Source organism: Rhodoferax ferrireducens (genome assembly GCF_049302455.1).
Lineage (GTDB): Bacteria > Pseudomonadota > Gammaproteobacteria > Burkholderiales > Burkholderiaceae_C > Rhodoferax > Rhodoferax ferrireducens_B.
The window spans coordinates 51,546-69,521 of the sequence record NZ_JBAQMD010000024.1; the positions used below are offsets into that span (position 1 = coordinate 51,546).

General features: G+C 61.4%; 12 protein-coding genes and 1 tRNA gene. 6 read left to right on the forward strand and 7 right to left on the reverse strand.

Annotated elements, in window-relative coordinates:
• Positions 1 to 20 precede the first annotated feature (20 nt).
• Genes WA157_RS03895 through WA157_RS03905 form a run of 3 tightly spaced genes read left to right on the forward strand, consistent with a single transcriptional unit; the run spans position 21 to position 2,648 of the window.
• Positions 21 to 1,052, forward strand: a complete 1,032-nt coding sequence (locus tag WA157_RS03895; protein WP_422619710.1) for a diacylglycerol/lipid kinase family protein — start codon at positions 21 to 23, stop codon at positions 1,050 to 1,052.
• Complete coding sequence (locus tag WA157_RS03900; protein ID WP_422619711.1) at positions 1,049 to 1,867, forward strand: metallophosphoesterase family protein; 819 nt, start codon at positions 1,049 to 1,051, stop codon at positions 1,865 to 1,867. The genes WA157_RS03895 and WA157_RS03900 overlap by 4 nt, the downstream gene beginning before the upstream one ends.
• Positions 1,857 to 2,648 carry a phosphatase PAP2 family protein gene (locus WA157_RS03905; RefSeq protein ID WP_422619712.1) on the forward strand — a complete coding sequence of 264 codons (792 nt, stop codon included), beginning with the start codon at positions 1,857 to 1,859 and terminating at the stop codon, positions 2,646 to 2,648. Before WA157_RS03900 ends, WA157_RS03905 begins: the two co-directional genes overlap by 11 nt.
• A gap of 19 nt (positions 2,649 to 2,667) precedes the next feature.
• Here the strand turns inward: WA157_RS03905 and WA157_RS03910 are convergent, their stop codons facing one another.
• The 5 genes from WA157_RS03910 to WA157_RS03930 form a co-directional block, all read right to left on the reverse strand.
• A complete protein-coding gene (locus WA157_RS03910) occupies positions 2,668 to 3,237 on the reverse strand; it encodes a chemotaxis protein CheB (RefSeq protein ID WP_422619713.1) in 570 nt (189 codons plus the stop codon).
• Complete coding sequence (locus tag WA157_RS03915; RefSeq protein ID WP_422619714.1) at positions 3,234 to 5,042, reverse strand: ATP-binding protein; 1,809 nt, start codon at positions 5,040 to 5,042, stop codon at positions 3,234 to 3,236. The genes WA157_RS03910 and WA157_RS03915 overlap by 4 nt, the downstream gene beginning before the upstream one ends.
• A 208-nt stretch (positions 5,043 to 5,250) precedes the next feature.
• On the reverse strand, positions 5,251 to 8,277 hold the full coding sequence (locus WA157_RS03920; RefSeq protein WP_422619715.1) for a chemotaxis protein CheB: 3,027 nt from the start codon (positions 8,275 to 8,277) through the stop codon (positions 5,251 to 5,253).
• Positions 8,278 to 8,313: 36 nt separating this feature from the next.
• On the reverse strand, positions 8,314 to 9,978 hold the full coding sequence (locus WA157_RS03925) for a methyl-accepting chemotaxis protein (RefSeq protein WP_422619716.1): 1,665 nt from the start codon (positions 9,976 to 9,978) through the stop codon (positions 8,314 to 8,316).
• 70 nt (positions 9,979 to 10,048) lie between these two features.
• The gene (locus WA157_RS03930) at positions 10,049 to 11,290 is read right to left on the reverse strand and encodes a DNA polymerase Y family protein (RefSeq protein ID WP_422619717.1); all 1,242 of its coding nucleotides are present in this window, start codon (positions 11,288 to 11,290) and stop codon (positions 10,049 to 10,051) included.
• 101 nt (positions 11,291 to 11,391) lie between these two features.
• Here WA157_RS03930 and WA157_RS03935 point away from each other — a divergent pair, with 101 nt between their 5' ends.
• Positions 11,392 to 14,070 carry a GNAT family N-acetyltransferase gene (locus tag WA157_RS03935; RefSeq protein WP_422619718.1) on the forward strand — a complete coding sequence of 893 codons (2,679 nt, stop codon included), beginning with the start codon at positions 11,392 to 11,394 and terminating at the stop codon, positions 14,068 to 14,070.
• Here the strand turns inward: WA157_RS03935 and WA157_RS03940 are convergent, their stop codons facing one another.
• Entirely contained in the window at positions 14,071 to 15,228 is a 1,158-nt protein-coding gene (locus WA157_RS03940) for an alpha-hydroxy acid oxidase (RefSeq protein WP_422619719.1), read from the reverse strand.
• A 246-nt stretch (positions 15,229 to 15,474) separates the two neighbouring features.
• On the opposite strand from WA157_RS03940, the gene WA157_RS03945 reads away from it, so the two are divergent.
• The gene (locus tag WA157_RS03945; protein ID WP_422619720.1) at positions 15,475 to 17,022 is read left to right on the forward strand and encodes a methyl-accepting chemotaxis protein; all 1,548 of its coding nucleotides are present in this window, start codon (positions 15,475 to 15,477) and stop codon (positions 17,020 to 17,022) included.
• A gap of 58 nt (positions 17,023 to 17,080) precedes the next feature.
• Here the strand turns inward: WA157_RS03945 and WA157_RS03950 are convergent.
• Positions 17,081 to 17,157, reverse strand: a tRNA-Pro gene (locus WA157_RS03950).
• Positions 17,158 to 17,211: 54 nt separating this feature from the next.
• On the opposite strand from WA157_RS03950, the gene aat reads away from it, so the two are divergent.
• On the forward strand, positions 17,212 to 17,976 hold the full coding sequence (gene aat / locus WA157_RS03955) for a leucyl/phenylalanyl-tRNA--protein transferase (RefSeq protein WP_422619721.1): 765 nt from the start codon (positions 17,212 to 17,214) through the stop codon (positions 17,974 to 17,976).

The following is a 17,976-nucleotide window of genomic DNA, read 5'->3' on the forward strand; positions in this document are numbered from 1 at the left end:
GTTTGTCCAGGCAATGCCGCATGGGTGTGCTGACGAATGGATTGTCTGACGGTCACGTCGCGCCCGCAGAACCTCAGTTGCCGCGCGTTCCGGAAATAGATCCTGCGGCGCCGCTGTTGTTCATCATCAATGCGGCTTCGGGCCGCCACGATTCCGATACAACACGCCAGCAGATCGAAGCGGCGCTGCGCGCCAGTGGGAGAACGGGTGAGTTGCTGTTCACCCACCCCGATCAGTTGGCACAGGTCGCCCAGCAGGCCGCTGTGACGGCGTTCGCCCGGCACAGTGCCGTGGTTGCCGTGGGGGGCGATGGCACCATCAATTCGGTGGCGCAGGCCGCGCACGCCCAAGGCTGCGTCATGGGCGTTCTGCCGCAAGGCACCTTCAACTACTTTGCCCGCACGCACGGCATTCCCGCCGATGCCGCGCAGGCGGCGCAGGTTCTGCTGCGTTGTGAGCCCGTGCCGGTACAGGTCGGCTTGATCAACGAGCGCGTGTTTCTCGTCAACGCCAGCCTCGGCCTTTATCCCGAGCTGTTGCAGGACCGTGAGGCCTACAAGACGCGTTTCGGCCGCAGTCGGGTCGTGGCGTTCGCCGCCGCCTTGGTGACCTTGCTGGGGCAGCACCGACAGTTGCGGCTTCGCATCGAACGCGGCACCCACGTACGCGACCTGACGACGCCGACGCTCTTTATCGGCAACAACCGGCTGCAACTGGAACAGGTCGGCCTGGCACAGGCAAGCGCGCTGGACCAGGGTTGCCTGGCAGGGGTGATGCTGCGGCCCATCGGCGCGCTGGCGATGCTCTGGTTGCTGCTGCGCGGGTCCTTCGGCACACTGGGCGAGGCCGACACGGTGGAGAGCTTCCAGTTCCATCGCATGCTCGTCAAGCCACGGCTCGCGTGGGGTGGGGGCAGGGTCAAGGTGGCATTCGACGGCGAGGTGAACTGGATGCGCGCGCCGCTTGAATTCCGGGTCTCGCCCAAGCCGCTTTACCTCATCAAGCCGATGACCGAAGACGGGGCAACCGGCCGCGCCGGAGGCGGCGCATGAGTGTTTTGTTGCAGATCTCCGACCCCCATTTCGGCACTGAGCAGGCGGCAGTTGTTGAAGCTTTGGTGGCACTGTCGCAGCACCAGCAGCCCGATCTTCTGGTGCTCTCGGGCGACATCACCCAGCGCGCCCGTCGCGCCCAATTTGCCGCGGCGCGGGCCTTCATGGATCGGCTCGGCGCGCCGGTGCTGGCGATCGCAGGCAACCACGACATTCCCCTGTTCGATCTGGGCCAGCGTTTCTTTCATCCGTACGCCCGGTACGGCCATGCGTTTGGCGACGAATTGGAACCGGTGTATTGCTCGCGTGATCTGCTGGTGCTGGGCGTCAACACCACGCGCTGGTATCGGCACAAGAGTGGAGAAGTGTCTTTGGCCCAGATTGAGCGGGTGGCCATGCGCCTGGGCGGCGCAGAGCCGCAGCAACTGCGTGTGGTGGTGGTGCATCAACCGGTTGCCGTACAGCGCGCCGGGGAAGACCACAATCTGCTGCGCGGGCACGCCGGAGCACAGCAACGCTGGGCCGCCGCCGGCTGCGACCTGGTCATGGGCGGCCACATTCACCTGCCCTATGTGATGCCGCTGGCGGGCCTGACGCGTCCCATGTGGGCCGTGCAGGCCGGTACCGCCGTATCAAAACGCGTGCGCGACGGCGCGCCGAACTCAGTCAACTTGTTGCGTTGGGGTTGCCATGCACCGTCTGGGTGCTGCATGATTGAACAATGGGACTACACGGCCTCTGCCCAAGCCTTCGTTTGCACCCGCGTCACCGAAGTCAATCCGTCGCGTGCGGCTGGAGTGTCCATTGAAAGCTGACGCAGGCTTGGTCGTGCAGCTCGCAATTTGGGCCGGTCAGCATGCGCTGCCTCTATTCTTCTTGCTGTTGACGCTGTTACTGGCGGCAACGGTTGCTGGTTGGTGGTTCCTGCTGCGAGCCGGTTCGCCCAGGCCTGCCATCGGCCGACGTCTCGCAGCCGGTATTTTTATCATCCTGGCTGGCGCCGCGGTCTTCGCCGGGCTGGCCACACAACTGGGTGCGGCGCAAGCACTGGTCCGCGCTGACCAGGCGCTCACCGATGCGTTAGACACCAGTGTGGCGCCGCTGACGCAGCAGGTGTTTGCCGCACTCACGCACCTGGCCGATACCGCCACGCTCACCGTGTTGTGCATTGGCATGGCGATTGTGCTCATCGCCCGCAGGCGTCGCGGTCTCGCCCTGGGCTGGGTGGTAGCGCTGGCGGGCAATGGCTTGTTGAACCAGACCCTCAAGCAGATGGTTGGCCGTGCCCGGCCGCTGGAGCAGCACAACATGGTGCAGGCCACAGGACTCAGCTTCCCCAGTGGCCACAGCTCCGGCGCGGTTGTGGCCTACGGCATGCTGGGTTATCTGGCGCTTCGACTGCTGCCGCGGCGCTGGCAGTTGCCGACGCTGCTCGTAGCGGTCACGCTGGCCTTCACGGTGGGTGCCAGCCGCTTGCTCCTGCGCGTGCATTTCGCCAGCGATGTGCTCGCCGGTTTTGCCTCGGGTACGGCTTGGCTTGCGTTGTGCATCACGGGTGTTGAGCTCGTGCGTTGGTGGCGCTCAGGCCGTGCCTGAGTTCCAGTGGCTCAGATCCTCAGGCCTGAGCCTGCGCAATGCGCACAATTTCTTTGGCAATGTCTTCGGGCGACAAGACAAAATCAATGCAGCCGCTGTCAATGGCGCTTTCAGGCATGTCGGGTTGACCCGCTGTGTCAGGTTTTTGCGCGATGGTGATACCACCCACTTCCTTGATGCCACGCAGTGCGGCGGCGCCGTCGCCGTCAAAACCCGACACAATCACGGCAATCAGCTTGCCGTCCCAGTACTGGGTGAGGGACTTCAAAAAAACCGTGATCACATCCGGCCAGCCGCGCGGCTTGGAGATGGGTCTGAGCTGGAATACTTCGCCATCAACATGCAAGTCGCGGTTGGCCGGGATGATGTAGACATGGTTGGGCTCGATCACCAGGTTTTCGGTGATCAGCTCCACCGGCATCTTGGTGAAAGGCGGCAGCACCTCATGCAGCTGAGTTGGCATGAGGGTGATGTGATTGACGATGACGATCGCCACCCCCATATCGGGCGGCAGGTTTTTCAGCAGCCGGATATAGGCGTCCAGTCCACCGGCCGAACCACCCACGCAGACAATCGGAAAATTTTTCATTGGGGCAGCTTTGCAGCTTCCAGCGCCACATCGAACGCCTGCATCAGCTCCTTGATCTTGATGGGCTTGGTCAGGTAGCGGAGAAAGCCTGCCGCCAGGCCGGCTTGAATGTCGTGTGGCATGGCATTGGCACTCAGGGCCAGCACCGGGATGTGTTGGGTTGCAGGGTCCTCACGCAGGGTTTTCAATGCCTGAAAGCCATTGATGCCAGGCAGATTGATGTCCATCAGGATCACCTGGGGCCGATGCATGCGCGCCAGCGCGATACCGCTCGAACCATTGCCCGCCTTTAACAAGCGCAGGTCGGAACGCCGCTCAAGGAGCCGCTCGACCAGTTCCATGTTGGCGGGGTTGTCCTCGATATACAGCAAGGTGCTCACCTCGGCCCCATCCTGAACTTGCGCTTGCGTCAGCTCTGACGCCTCACCGCTAACGCCCGTTTGCGGTGGCGCTGCGAGCTTCAGCTCAAACCAGAACTCGCTGCCAATCCCAACGCGGCTATGGACGCCGATTGCACCGCCCATCATTTCAACCAGCCGCTTGCAAACCACCAAGCCAATGCCGGTGCCCTCCTGCGTGCCAGCCTCCTGGCCGAGACGATTGAAGGGCTGGAACAGTTGGGCCAGTTTGTTGTCGGACAAACCGGGTCCGGTATCAATCACGCTGATGCGGATGCGCCCCGCTGTGGGCGTGCTGCAGCTCACTTCGACCGAGCCGCCAGCGCGGTTGTATTTGATGGCATTGCTCAGCAAATTGACAATCACTTGTTTCAGGCGGGTGCGGTCGGCCTCAACAAAACACGGACTGTCGAATGACGCAAAGCTGACACGGATGCCGGCTTTTTGCGCCTGCGGGTCGATCATGGCCCGGCAATCGGAAAATTTTTCGGACAGCAAGATCGGTTCCATCGACAGCGACAGCTTGCCGGATTCGACCAGGGACAGGTCAAGAATTTCGTTGATCAGCGTCAGCAAATACCAGCCTCCCCGCAGAATCTGTTCCAGGCTGGCTTGCTGGTCTGGCGTGGGCGCAGGCGTGCCCGTCTCAATCAACTGCGCAAAGCCCAAAACCGCATTCAGTGGTGAGCGCAACTCATGGCTCATGCCCGACAGAAATTCCGACTTGGCAAGGTTGGCTTTGTCCGCCAGAAACAGGGCACTCTCCAGCTTGACGTTGGTCTCCCGCAGCGACTGATCCAGCAACTTGCGCTCGGAGATGTCGTTCAGCACCACGCGCAATACGGTCGATTCATCGGTTTCCTGCGCGACGGTGGCGGCCAGACTGACCCAGAGCGCGGAGCCCTCACTGTGCAGCACCTGCAGCTCGCAGGTCTGGGCTTGGCCCGTTTCCATGAGCTGTTTGCGGTACTGGTAGTAGATGTCCTGCTGCGACTTGACAATGAAGCGGCTGATCGGCCGCTTGACCAGCGCGCTGCGCGGCACGCCCAGCAGGGTGGCTGCGGTGAGGTTGGCCTCCAGGATCACCCCGGCGTCGCTGACGGTGATGTAGCCCACGGGGGCCAGGTCATACAGGTCGAAATAGCGTGCGCGTGAGGCTTCCAGTTCCAGTTGTACCCGGCGCAGTTCGTCGTTTTGCATCTCCAGCTCAATCTGATGCACGGCCAGCTCGTGCATCAGTTGTTGCATCTCCTCGGGTGACAGCACTTGCAGACTCTGGGGCAATTGCGCCAATTTCTCAAGGGCCATGTCTTCGGCCCGCCGACGCATCAGCTGCGCCGCATTGGGCGCGTCGTGGGTGACAGAAGACTCACGACCATTGCTGATGGGGGTATCAGGATTACTCATGGATGCCTCCGAAATATGACTTGGGCATTCTCGCATGCCTTCTAGCGCATCTGAAGCCGTAGAGCGCCCTGATTGGGGGCAAGATCGGCACCCGTTTAAATCGAACAAGCGCTATATATTTAATAGCTATACACGCATATTCAACGGGGGCTAGAGGCCTAAAACTTATATAGGACCGCCGTGACAACAGGGCGGGCATGGAAGGCGCTCAGCCTTTCGCGACCGGGTCATCGCCGGGCCGTTCGGTGGTGGCAATCGCATACACCTGACCCGCCTCATCGAGCAAGGCGGTGGCGGTTAACAACACGTCCAGCACGCGGCCGTCCTTGGTCAGCCGCCGGGTCGGGTAGGGCGCCAGCGTTTGCGCCTGACTGAGCCGGTGTACCTGTGCCAAGGCCTCTTCTTGCAGTGCTGCGGGGATGCGCTCGCGCACGTTCAGCTTGAGCGCCTCGGCCTCGCTCCAGCCATACAAGCGCTCGGCGCCCGGGTTCCAGGCGATGATGCGGCCGCTCAGCTCCTGCACCGTGATGGCGTCATGCGCGTCGCGCACCACCACCGCCAGGCGCAGCAGTTCATTGGTTTTGTGCAGCGCCACGCGCGTGCGCTTGACTTCGGTGATTTCGACAAAAGTGATCACCGCGCCTTCAATCACGTTGTCAAGCGTGCGGTAGGGCAGGATGCGCAGGGTGTAAGTCTTGGCATCAAAGGTCTGCACCTCCACCTCTTTGGGGATCAGGGTTTTGAGCACGGCCTGCAGGTCTTCCACCAGGGTGTTGTAGCCCACCAGATTGCTCACAATGTGGGCCACCGGACGCCCCACGTCGCTCAGAATCAGGTTGATGATCTGGCTTGCGGCCGGGGTAAAGCGCAGGATGCGCAAGGCATGGTCCACAAAAATGGTGCCAATGCCGGTGCCTGCCAGCAGGTTGTTCATGTCGTTGTTGGCGCGTGACAGATCTCCCACCTTGGTTTGCAGCTCGGTGTTGACAGTGGACAGCTCCTCGTTGATCGACTGCATTTCTTCCTTGGAAGTCTCCAGTTCTTCGTTGGTGCTTTGCAGCTCTTCATTGACCGACTGCATTTCTTCGTTGCTTGATTTGAGCTCTTCGTTGGTGGTTTCCAGCTCTTCATTGGCCGCGTGCAGGTATTCTTCTTTGGCTTGCAGCTCTTCGTTGAGTTCGGCAATCTGGGCGCTGGCATCAGCGCGCAGATTGTCGTTGCCGCCTGCCGCGCTGACGGCCGGCAGGGTGGCGGGGGCTGGCGGGCTTTTGGACTCAGCGGCGTTGGCATCGGGTGCTTTCTCCAGCATCACCAAAAACAGAGGCGACTCCAGCGCTGCGGCCGGGCCGCCCGCCACCGGGCAAATGCTGAGGTTGACCAGCGTGAAGTGGCCGTTGGTCTTGACGCGCACACCCGAAGCGCGCACGGTGTCGCGGCTGGTGGCGGCTTTGTGCAGGGTGGTGGTCAGGTCGCGGCGCAGGCCTTCACGCGCCATTTTCAGGATGTTGTTGATACCCGCTTCGCCCGGCGCGGGCTCCAGGTACAGGCCCGTGCGCCCGTGCAGGTAGAGGATGTCACCGTGGCCGTTGACCAGCGCCGCTACCGGGGCCACTTGCTGCAACAGGGTTTGCTCGGTCAGCTCGCGCAATGACAGCTTGGGCAGATGCGCGGCTTTGCCGGGCGCGGTTGGCCGTGTTGCCTCCTGGTCCGTCAAGGGCGGCAAAAACCGGCCCAGGGCGGCGCGCTGCGCCCCTTGAAAATCTTCCTTGCGCTGGTAGATCTTGGCTTTGCGCTCCATCACGGAAAACAAGCCGCTGACTTCACCAGCGGTCTCCGAGGTACCCAAAAACAGCACCCCACCGGGTTGCAGGGCGTAATGGAACAGTGAGATCAGCTTCTTTTGCAGCTCGGGGCCCAGGTAGATCAGCAGGTTGCGGCAACTGATCAGGTCAAGCTTGGAAAACGGAGGGTCTTTGATCACGTCCTGTTCGGAAAACACCAGCAGGTCGCGAATGTTCTTGTGGACGCGGTAAGCGCTGCCGTCGGGCTCAGCGGTGAAAAATCGGGCCAGTCGCTCGGATGAGATGTCGTCGGCAATGCTGCCGGGGTACAGGCCGGCCCGGGCCACGGCGATGGCGCGGCTGTCAATGTCGGTGGCAAACACCTGCACCCGGTAGCTGACTTTAAGGGCCTCCAGCCGTTCTTGCAGCAGGATGGCGATCGAATAAGCCTCTTCCCCCGTTGAGCAGCCGGCGCACCAGACGCGCACCGTGCTACCGACAGGCTTGCCCTCAAACAGCTTGGGGATCACCTGCGACTCCAGCACGGCAAAGGCCTCTGGGTCGCGGAAGAAATTGGTCACGCCAATCAGCAGGTCATTGAACAGCGCTTGCACTTCAACCGGTGTTTGCTGCAAATATTTGACATAGCCACCAATGCCATCGATCTGGTGCACCGCCATGCGGCGCTCGATGCGGCGGTAAATGGTGTTGGGTTTGTACTGGGAAAAGTCGTGCCCGGTCTGGCTGCGCAGCAGGACAAATATTTTTTTCAGCGCGTTCTCGGTGTGCGGCGCGGTCAGAGTGGCGGACTGGGGTGGGTGGCCAAAGGCATGGGTGACGTAGGCCATCAATTGGGCCGCCATCTCGGCTGGCGGCAGCTCATAGTCCACCAGGCCCGTGGCCAGCGCACTTTGCGGCATACCGTCAAACTCGCACGAGGCGGGGTTTTGCACCATCACCATGCCACCCTCGGTTTTGATGGCGCGCACGCCCAGCGTACCGTCGCTGCCGGTGCCGGAGAGCACGATGCCAATGGCGTGCTCATGCTGGTCCAGGGCCAGTGAGCGGAACAAAAAGTCAATCGGCAGGCGGTGCCCGCGTGGTGCGGCGGGCTCCAGCAATTGCAGCGTGCCGTTCAAAAACGCCATGTCGCGATTCGGCGGAATGATGTAGACGCAATTGGGTTGCACCGGCATGCCGTCCTTCACCTCGGATACCTGCATGCGGGTGGTGCGCTGGATCAGTTCAGTGAGAATGCTTTTGTGGTCCGGGTCCAGATGCTGCACCAGCACAAAGGCCATGCCGGGGTCAAACTCGGCAGGCATGCCCGAGAAAAACGCTTCAATCGCGGCCAGGCCGCCCGCCGAGGCACCGATGCCGACGATAGGAAAGCTGCTGGGCGCCAGCGTCGGAACGGCTTGTGTTGGGGCTGGGTTGGGGCCTTGGCTGGTCATGAAGGTTTTTGCGCAGTAAGCGTGGGGGATAGCGGGTCAAGCCCGCAATGACAGCCGGGAGGGTGTTGACAACTGAGGGGGCGTTGACTGCTGCACGCGCGGGCGCATGGGCGATGGGTTGCCAGCGCCAGAACTCGGGATTTTGAAGGTGCCAACCACCTCAGCCAGGCGTTGGGCCTGCTCGCGCAAGCTCTCGGCGGCGGCGGCGGACTGCTCAACCAGGGCGGCGTTTTGTTGCGTCATCTGGTCGAGTTGCACCACCGCGGTATTGACTTCGCCGATGCCCTGGCTTTGCTCGGCCGCGGCGCCAGTGATCTCCCCAATGATGTCGGACACCCGTTGCACGGAATTCACAATGTCGGTCATGGTTTTTCCGGCGTCTGTCACCAAGCGCGAACCGGTCTCGATGCGTTCGACGCTGGCGCCGATCAGGCTCTTGATTTCCTTGGCCGCCTCGGCCGAGCGGCCCGCCAGGCTGCGCACCTCGCTGGCCACCACGGCAAAGCCACGGCCCTGCTCACCGGCGCGGGCGGCCTCCACCGCGGCGTTCAAGGCCAGGATGTTGGTCTGGAAGGCGATGCCGTCAATGACACCGATGATGTCGCTGATCTTTTTGGAGCTCGTGTTGATGTCGTTCATGGTGCTGACCACTTGCGAGACGACCGAGCCCCCGCGCGCCGCCACGTCACCTGCTGTCGAGGCGAGCTGGTTGGCCTGGCGCGAGGCATCGGCAGACTGCTGCACCGTGTGCGTCAACTGGTCCATGTGGGAGGCGGCGCGCTGCAAGTTGCTGGCCGTCTGCTCGGTGCGCGCACTCAGGTCCTGGTTGCCGGACGCGATCTCGGCGCTGGCGGTGGCGATGCTGTCGGTTGACATGCGCACCTGGCCGACCAACTGCCCCAGCGATTGGCGCATGGCCTCCAGGGAGCGTAACAGCCGGGCGGCCTCGTCGTTGCCGCGGCAGTCTACGTTGTGGTCGGTCAGATCGCCTTGGGCAATGTCCTGAGCGACTTGCTCGGCCTTCAGGATGGGCACACAAATGGCGTTCATGTTCCAGATGGTCAACGGGATGAACACCAGCAGCAAGACGCCGGTGGCCCCGGCAATGAGCCAGACGACCTGGTTGACGGTGGTTTGCAATTTGCCCTGGCTGGTTTCAGTGGCGCGCTGCAGTCCAGTCGCCAGCGTGGTCAAAGTGGTATTAGCTTTGTCGTAAATCGGCTGCAGCTTGCCAATGGTGGCCGAGGCGACCTGCGCGGACGGAAATGCCAGGCTTTCCAACTGCTGGGCCAGGGGTGCAAATTCGGTGCGAAATTGCTGCATGCCCGTCACCACTTGCGCCAGTTCGGCGCGTTGGGCATCCTGCGGCAGCAGGGGTGCAAGGGCCTTGGCAGAGGCTTCAAGCCGCGCAAATGACGCCGTCCAGGCTTCCTTGTATCTGGCGGCCTCCACACTGTTCTCGTATTGAATGATCATCTCTTTTTCATTCAGCCGCACGTTGCCCATGGCCTGTTGCAGGCGGGCAAGTTCTGTCAGGGAGCTGATGTCGCGCGCCACCAGGTCGGTCGCGATGGAGTTGGCATACAACTGGGCCGCCACACCAATCGCGCCAATAAATACCAAGGCCATCGCCACCATGGCAATGGCACCTAACATTCGAAAACGGATGGTGAAGCGGCGCATGAAAGTGGCAAATTGCATGGGAGTCCTCAAAAAAACGACTGCATGTGAATAAATTTTCGATGCCGGACTTTACGCCAAAGTCAGTTGCCTAAAAGATCTGATCGTTCTGTGCTTCTAAATTAATAGCGGGTTGCGCATGTTTGACGGGGGCTAGAGGCTGATTTGTTATAAATTCCTGGACTTGTTCCGCTTTCACCAGGGTGGCCACGCGCACGCCCAGCAGGCGCAGGCGTTGCGCCAGCGGCACCCGTTTGAGACAGAGCCCGGCGGTCTGGCGAATGACGGAGAAGTCGGCGGTGTAATCGTCAAGGGTCTGGTCGCGCGTGACGCTTTTGAAGTCCTCATAACGCAGCTTGATGCCAATGGTCTTGCCGACGTAGCCTTTGCTGGCCAGGTCCGAGGCGACCTGCTGGCACAGACGGGTAAAGATCGCGCCGAGCGCCGCCTTGTCGCGCACGGCGTGCAAGTCGCGCTCAAACGTGGTCTCGCGGCTGATCGACACGGGCTCGCTCTCCAGCACCACTGGCCGCTGGTCGCGGCCGTGCGCGGCGTCAAACAGCCAGGCGCCCGTCTTTTGGCCAAAGTGGTCGATTAGCCAGTCAACCGTCTTCTGGGCCAGCTCACCGATGGTCTGAATCCCCAAACCCTGCAGCTTGACATCGGTCTTGGGGCCGATGCCGTTGATCTTGCGGCACGCCAGCGGCCAGATTTTGCTTTGCAAATCTTCTTCAAACACGACCGCGATACCCCTGGGCTTGTTGAACTCGCTGGCCATTTTGGCCAGCAGTTTGTTGGGCGCCACGCCGATGGAGCAGGTCAAGCCGGTTTGCTCAAAGATGGTTTTCTGGATCAGGCGCGCCAATACCCGCCCACCTTCACGCTGACCACCGGGCACATCCGTGAAGTCGATGTAGACCTCGTCCACGCCCCGGTCTTCCATCAATGGGGCGATGTCGGTGACGATGGTCTTGAAGGCGCGCGAATATTTGCGGTACTCGGCAAAGTCAACCGGCAGCAGAATCGCCTGCGGACAGAGTTTGGCCGCTTTCATCAGGCCCAGCGCGGAGCCCACACCAAACTGGCGCGCCGCATAGGTGGCGGTGGTGACGACTCCGCGCCCGGTGTAGCCCTGCAAGCGGGGAAAGGCGTCCAGCGAGATGCGCGCCAGCGAACTGTGTTCCTGTAGCTGGCGCAGCGTTTCGTCCTCGGCGCGCCGGGCGCCGCCTATGACAACCGGCAGGCCCTGCAGTTGGGGGTAGCGCAGCAGTTCAACCGACGCATAGAAAGCGTCCATGTCGAGGTGGGCGATGCGGCGGATTTTTTCGCTCATGGGAGGAGGATAGCGCGAACCCGTATTGCTTTGAGTCAAGCTACGACGCCGGTAAAATGGCTATGCTGCAGCGCAGCAACTAATTTTTTATTGGAATCGGTATGGACAAGCACTTTCTCACGCCTCTTTTTTCGCCGAGTTCGATCGCTGTCTTTATTGGCAAGGCCGACGATCCATCGACCCAGACGCCGCAGGCGCAGGCTTTGAACCGCGCTTTGCGGGCGCAGCGCTTTGCCGGTACGCTGGTGTTTCTGGATATCAACGTCAGCGGCACCCTGGGCGATCTGGCGCACACCGAGGCGGATCTGGCGATCATTGCCTTGCCAGCGGCCGAGGTGGCCGCCGCCCTGGAGATTGCCGGTCGCATCAAATGCCGTGCCGCCCTGGTGATCTCCAGCGGCATTGACGCCGCGCTGGCCGCCGAGCTGAACAAAATCGCGCGGCGTGACGGCATGCATCTGTTGGGGCCAAATTGCCTCGGTTTTCAGCGCCCGCACCTGCTGCTCAATGCCAGTGTGGCGGGTGCTTTGAGCGCGCCCGGGCCGCTGGCGCTGGTGTCGCAATCAGGCGCATTGACGTCTTCCATTCTCGACTGGGCGCAAAAAAATGGCGTGGGGTTTTCCACCGTCGTGTCGCTGGGCCCCAATACCGCCGTGGACATGGCCCAAGTGCTCGATTTTCTGGCCTCCGACGCCCACACGCACAGCATCGTCGTCTACCTGGAAGGCATCAGCAGCGCGCGCCGTTTCATGAGCGCCCTGCGTGCGGCTGCCAATGCCAAACCGGTGGTGGTGCTCAAGGGCGGCCGCAAAGCCGCAGGTAACCGGGCCGCACTCACCCATTCGGGCGCGATTGTCGGCAGCGACGATGTGTTTGACGCCGCCTTGCGCCGCGCTGGCGCGGTGCGGGTGCGCTCGTTTGTGGCGCTGTTCTCGGCTGCCAAGTGTCTGGCCTCGCGCTATCGCCCGGTGGGGCGCCGCCTGTCAATCGTGACCAACGGCGGCGGCCCCGGTGTGCTGGCCGCCGACTGGGTGAGCGAGATCAACCTGCTGTTGGGCAGCCTCACCCCTGAGCAGGCGCGAGCGCTCCAGCCTGAATTGCCACCACTGGCTTCGCTGTGTGATTTGATCGATATTTCGGAAGAAGCCGGCCCCGAGCACTTCAAGACAGCGGTGCAAGCGGCGGCCAAAGCACCGCAGATTGATGGCGTGTTGGCGATCTTTTCACCCAAGGTTGACGTTGACAGTGCAACGATTGCCACGGCGCTGGCTGATGCCAACAAGCAGCTCGGCAAGCCGCTGTTCACCTGCTTGATGGGCGATGCGACCGTGGGGGACGCACGGCGCATCCTGAGCGATGCGGCAATTCCGACCTTTCGCACGCCGGAGGCTGCCGTGGGCGCTTTTGGCAATATCGCGGCCTTTTACCAGAACCAGCAGTTGCTGCAGCAGACGCCGCCGCCCATGTCCGACCTGGCCAAGCCCGACGTGGAGGGTGCCCGCATGTTGATTGAGAGTGTGCTGGCCGAACGGCGCAAGGTGCTCACCGAGATGGAGTCCAAGTCGCTGCTGGCGGCGTTTCATATTCCGGTGACACGAACCATCCTGGCGCGCAGCGTCAACGAGGCGATCATGATCGCGACCCAACTGGGTTTTCCGGTGGCCCTCAAAATTGACTCGCCCGATATCAGTCACAAATCAGATGTGCAGGGCGTGGCGCTGAATATTCTCAATGCCGTCGGCGTGCGCGATACCTATATCGACATGATGGAGACGGTGACCAGGCTGCAGCCGCAAGCGCGCATCAATGGCGTCACGATTCAGAACATGTCGAGCCAGCAGCGCGGTCGTGAGGTCTACGTGGGGATGGTCACCGATGATCCGTTTGGCCCGGTGATCGCGTTCGGTTCGGGGGGCACCATGATCGAACTGATCAATGACCGCGTCATGGAGTTGCCGCCGCTGAATCAATTTTTGGCGCGCCGACTGATTGAGCGCGCCCGCGTAGCCGAGACGCTTGGTGACTGGCGCGGCGCAGCACCGGTCAACATGGAGGCACTGGAGCAGATATTGCTGCGGGTGTCCGAGATGGTGTGCGAGCTGCCGCAATTGCGCGAGATGGACATCAACCCCATCATCGTGGACGAAACCGGCGCCGTGGCGGTGGATGCGCGCATCGTGATCGACAACACGCCACCCTCAGCGCGCCACTACAACCACCTGGCGATCCTGCCGTATCCGTCGCGTTACGAACAAGTGTGGCCGCTCAAGGGCGGCGGCGATTACACGGTGCGCCCGGTGCACCCGGATGACGCCAGCATGTTGCAGGAGTTTGTGCGCAAGCTCTCGCCCGAGAGCCGCTACTTCCGCTTTGTGTCCTCCATGCAGGAGTTGCCAGCGACCATGCTGTCGCGTTTTACGCTGATTGACTACGACCGCGAAATGGCGTTGGTGGCGGTGTACCGGGAGCGCCGCGTTGGTGCCGGCGGCGAAGTGACCGAGGTGCCGCGCATCGTGGGCGTGTCGCGCTACATCACCAACCCGGATCGCACCACCTGTGAATTTTCTTTGGTGGTGTCCGATGACTTCAAGGGTCAAGGACTGGGATCGCGCCTGATGCTGTCGGTCATGGACGTGGCCCGCGACAAGGGCCTGTCCGAGATCGAGGGCCTGGTGCTGGCAAAAAATCAGACCATGCTCAAACTGATGAAAGGCCTGGGGTTCGTGATCAAGCCGTTCCCGGAGGATGCCGATTTCAAGCTGGTGACGCAGACTCTCTAATCAGTTGGGGGAGTAGGTCCCTGGCAACAGAATGCTCTGGTCGACGGTGTTGATATCGGTGCGGCCGCAAAACGCCATGGTCAGGTCCAGTTCTTTGTGGATGATTTCGAGCGCTTTGCTGACGCCCGCTTCACCCATGGCGCCCAGACCGTAAATGAAGGCACGACCAATGTAGACGCCGCGCGCACCCAGGGCACGGGCTTTGAGCACGTCCTGTCCGCTACGCACGCCGCCGTCCATGTGAATTTCAATGTCCTTGCCCACGGCCTCGACGATGCGGGGCAGGGCGCGGATGCTGCTTTCCGCGCCGTCGAGCTGGCGGCCACCGTGGTTGGAGACGATCAGTGCGTCAGCCCCTGCGTTGACCGCCAGGAGCGCATCTTCCGGGTCCTGGATGCCCTTGAGAATCAGCTTGCCACCCCAGCGCTTCTTGATCCACTCGACGTCGTTCCAGTTCAGCGTCGGGTCGAACTGCTTGGCCGACCATTCCGACAGCGAGCCCATGTCCTGCACGCCGCTGACGTGGCCCACGATATTGCCAAAGCCGCGCCGTTGGGTGCCCAGCATGCCGAGGCCCCAGCGCGGCTTGGTCATCATGTTGATGATGTTGGGCAGTGTCAGCTTGGGCGGCGCGCTCAAGCCGTTCTTCAAGTCCTTGTGGCGCTGGCCGATGATCTGCAGGTCCAGCGTCAGTACCAGGGCCGAGCAGTTGGCGGCGCGGGCGCGCTCGATCAGGCGCTCGATGAAGCCGCGGTCCCGGATCACGTAAACCTGGAACCAGAACGGATGGTTGCCGGTGCCCGCAGCAACGTCTTCAATCGAGCAGATGCTCATGGTTGAAAGGGTGAATGGCACGCCAAATCTCTTGGCGGCGCGCGCCGCCAGAATTTCGCCGTCGGCGTGCTGCATGCCGGTCAATCCAACCGGTGCCAGGGCAACCGGCATGGCCACCGGCAGCCCGACCATGGTGCTGGCGGTGCTGCGGTTGTCCATGTTGATGGCCACCCGCTGGCGCAGTTTGATGCGCTGGAAATCAGACTCATTGGCGCGGTAGGTGCTCTCGGTCCATGACCCGGAGTCGGCGTAGTCGTAGAACATGCGCGGAACGCGCTGTTGCGCCAGAACGCGCAGGTCTTCGATATTGGTGATGATGGGCATGAGATTTTCTTTCGGGATGCCTGAATGGTAAGGGTGATTGCTGATGTTCAACCTGAATACAAACACGCGGGCATCGAAAGTAATGGCGCGCCGGCGGTGTCTGGTGTTGGCTTACAGATTTCTGACCGGGTGACCAGCTTGGGCACGAACCGAGGGAAAACCCGTTGGGTGTTGCCGGGCCGGTTACTTATTATCATGAGCGCATGAAATTGCCTCATCGAGGTAGAGACCAAACCAGGGTTTTGTATGTTTTTATCGAATTTACTTCTTCGTCCCGGGGTGGCTTTGTTGCAGCGCTTGAGTCTGCGTGTGCGGCTGTGGCTGATGGCTATGCTGGTGCTGTTGCCCTTGTTGATCTTGGGTCTGCTGTTGGGTTATCAGTCTTATGCGCAGCAGTCTGGCCTCAGCCTTGCCATGGTTCTTGGGCTGCTGGGATTTCTTGTGGTGCTTTACTTGTCTGCGGCTTTTTATCAAAGCCTCACGCTGGCAGTGGACGTCCTGACGCGCGTCGTGCGCAGCAGCGCGCGAGGCGACCTGTCGCACAGCGTGGTGGTGCCCGGGCACGATGAGCTGTCGCAAGCGGGTCGCCATCTCGAATCCATGAGCGAGAATTTTTCTGGTTTGGTCGGCACCATTCGCAACCAGGCCGTGCATGTGGCGCAGGCGGGTGAATTGCTGGCGAGCGGCATGGGGGATCTTTCGCAGCGCACCGAGGCGCAGGCTGCCAGCCTGGAGCAAGCCAGCGCCAGCATTCTTGGCTTGAACGAGTCGGCACAGGCCACGGCGCGGCATTCCAAGGAGGTGGATGCCCTGACCCGGCGCGTGCGCGACGAGGCCGAAGCCGGCGCGCAGGCGATGGATGTGGCGGTGCACGCCATTGGCGAGATTCAGGACGGATCCAAGCGTATGGGCGAGATCATTGGGGTGATTGATGGCATCGCTTTCCAGACCAATATCCTGGCACTCAATGCAGCGGTGGAAGCCGCGCGCGCCGGTGACTTGGGGCGTGGTTTTGCCGTGGTGGCGAGCGAGGTGCGCACACTGGCGCAGCGCAGTGCCGCCTCGGCGCGCGAAATACGCGCCCTGATTGCACGCTCGGGTGATCAGGTCAGCGTGGGTGTCACCCGCATCGAGGCTGTCACCGGTAGCCTGCGTACCGTGGTCAGGGGCATTCATGAGGTGGCTGAGGGTCTGGATGGCATCACTGCGGCCAGCAACGAGCAGAGCACAGCCCTGTCTGAGATTGCGCAGGCGGTCAAGGAACTTGACAACATCACACAGCGCAACGGCGCCATGGTGGACCAGGCCTTGCAGGCAACCGTTGGCTTGCGTGACCGGGCCTCCAATCTCAGCGAAGCCGTTGCGGCCATCAAACTGCGTCGCGGTACTGCGGATGAAGCCCATGCGCTGGTCAAGCGGGGCTTTGATCTGATCGGCCAGATTGGCCTTTCAAACGCTGCCGCGCGCTTTCATGACCCCCACGGTGGTTTTCGCGACCGGGACTTGTACCTCTTTGCATTCGACCGCCAGGGCGTTTATCAGGTGTTTGGGTCCACGCCGGACCGGGTGGGCAAGACGGTGTATGACGTCCGGGGACTCGACGGCGATCATATTTTGCGCGAAGGCTTTGCCGCCGCTGAGCGTGGCGGTGATTGGATTGACTATGAGGTGGTGAATCCGGTGACCAGCATGGTGGATGAGAAAACCTCTTACATCCTGCCCTTGCCAGATGGACGACTGCTTGGTTGCGGCGTCTTTAAGCCCAAGGGCGGATTTAGCCTTCAGGTATCGTAGATTGAGCAGCAAATTGAAAAGGGTTAGCAGGTAAAACCCTGCTAACCCTTTTTAATATTGGTCGGGGCGAAAGGATTCGAACCTTCGACCCTCTGGTCCCAAACCAGATGCGCTACCAGGCTGCGCTACGCCCCGACGAGGTGGGATTGTAGCGGGTTGCCGCACTGAATCCGGGGTTAACATCTAATAATGTCCTCTCAACCGCCACTGCTGCCATGGCTGGATCCAAACCAGGACTTCCCGCCAACGAGTCAAGCCTGGGATGAAAATTCTCCAGCGCCGGGACTGTTGGCTGCAGGTGGCGTGCTGGATGTCGAGACTTTGCGCCGCGCCTATAGCCAGGGCATTTTTCCCTGGTACAGCCAGGGGCAGCCCACGTTGTGGTGGAGCCCCAATCCAAGAATGGTGCTGCAAGTCACCAATTTTCGTTTGCGCCCGTCCTTCAAGAAAAAGATCCGGCAGTTCTGCCAGACGCCGGGTTGTGAAATTCGGATTGACTCGGCTTTTGAACAAGTCATTGAAGCCTGCGCCAGCAGTGAGCGTATTGGCCAATCCGGCACCTGGATCGTGCCTGACATGAGGGCCGCCTATGGCAAGCTGCACCGCGCTGGGTTAGCCCACAGTGTGGAAACCTGGGTCAATGGCGAGCTGGCTGGAGGCTTGTACTGCGTGGCGCTAGGCAAAGCCGTGTTTGGTGAATCCATGTTCAGCCGCGTCAGTGACGCCTCCAAAATTGCCCTCGCCGCGTTGATCGGATTTTGTCGTCACCATGGCATCAAGCAGATTGATTGCCAACAAAACACGCCCCACCTTGCCTCGTTGGGAGCGGGTGAAATTTCGCGCGATCTTTTTTTGAAGGGCCTGGCTGCTGGGCTTGCCGAAGCGGGACCAGCTTGGGAATTTGACCGCCAATTCTGGCAACAGCTGCTGACCCCAGAGTCAATGTCAACGTGA

Excerpts from the sequence above, each read along its gene's own strand:
- WA157_RS03895 (WP_422619710.1), top strand. The coding sequence starts at position 21 with ATGGGTGTGCTGACGAATGGATTGTCTGACGGTCACGTCGCGCCCGCA.
- WA157_RS03900 (WP_422619711.1), top strand. The coding sequence starts at position 1,049 with ATGAGTGTTTTGTTGCAGATCTCCGACCCCCATTTCGGCACTGAGCAG.
- WA157_RS03910 (WP_422619713.1), bottom strand. The coding sequence starts at position 3,237 with ATGAAAAATTTTCCGATTGTCTGCGTGGGTGGTTCGGCCGGTGGACTG.
- WA157_RS03915 (WP_422619714.1), bottom strand. The coding sequence starts at position 5,042 with ATGAGTAATCCTGATACCCCCATCAGCAATGGTCGTGAGTCTTCTGTC.
- WA157_RS03920 (WP_422619715.1), bottom strand. The coding sequence starts at position 8,277 with ATGACCAGCCAAGGCCCCAACCCAGCCCCAACACAAGCCGTTCCGACG.
- WA157_RS03925 (WP_422619716.1), bottom strand. The coding sequence starts at position 9,978 with ATGCAATTTGCCACTTTCATGCGCCGCTTCACCATCCGTTTTCGAATG.
- WA157_RS03930 (WP_422619717.1), bottom strand. The coding sequence starts at position 11,290 with ATGAGCGAAAAAATCCGCCGCATCGCCCACCTCGACATGGACGCTTTC.
- WA157_RS03935 (WP_422619718.1), top strand. The coding sequence starts at position 11,392 with ATGGACAAGCACTTTCTCACGCCTCTTTTTTCGCCGAGTTCGATCGCT.
- WA157_RS03940 (WP_422619719.1), bottom strand. The coding sequence starts at position 15,228 with ATGCCCATCATCACCAATATCGAAGACCTGCGCGTTCTGGCGCAACAG.
- WA157_RS03945 (WP_422619720.1), top strand. The coding sequence starts at position 15,475 with ATGTTTTTATCGAATTTACTTCTTCGTCCCGGGGTGGCTTTGTTGCAG.
- aat (WP_422619721.1), top strand. The coding sequence starts at position 17,212 with ATGTCCTCTCAACCGCCACTGCTGCCATGGCTGGATCCAAACCAGGAC.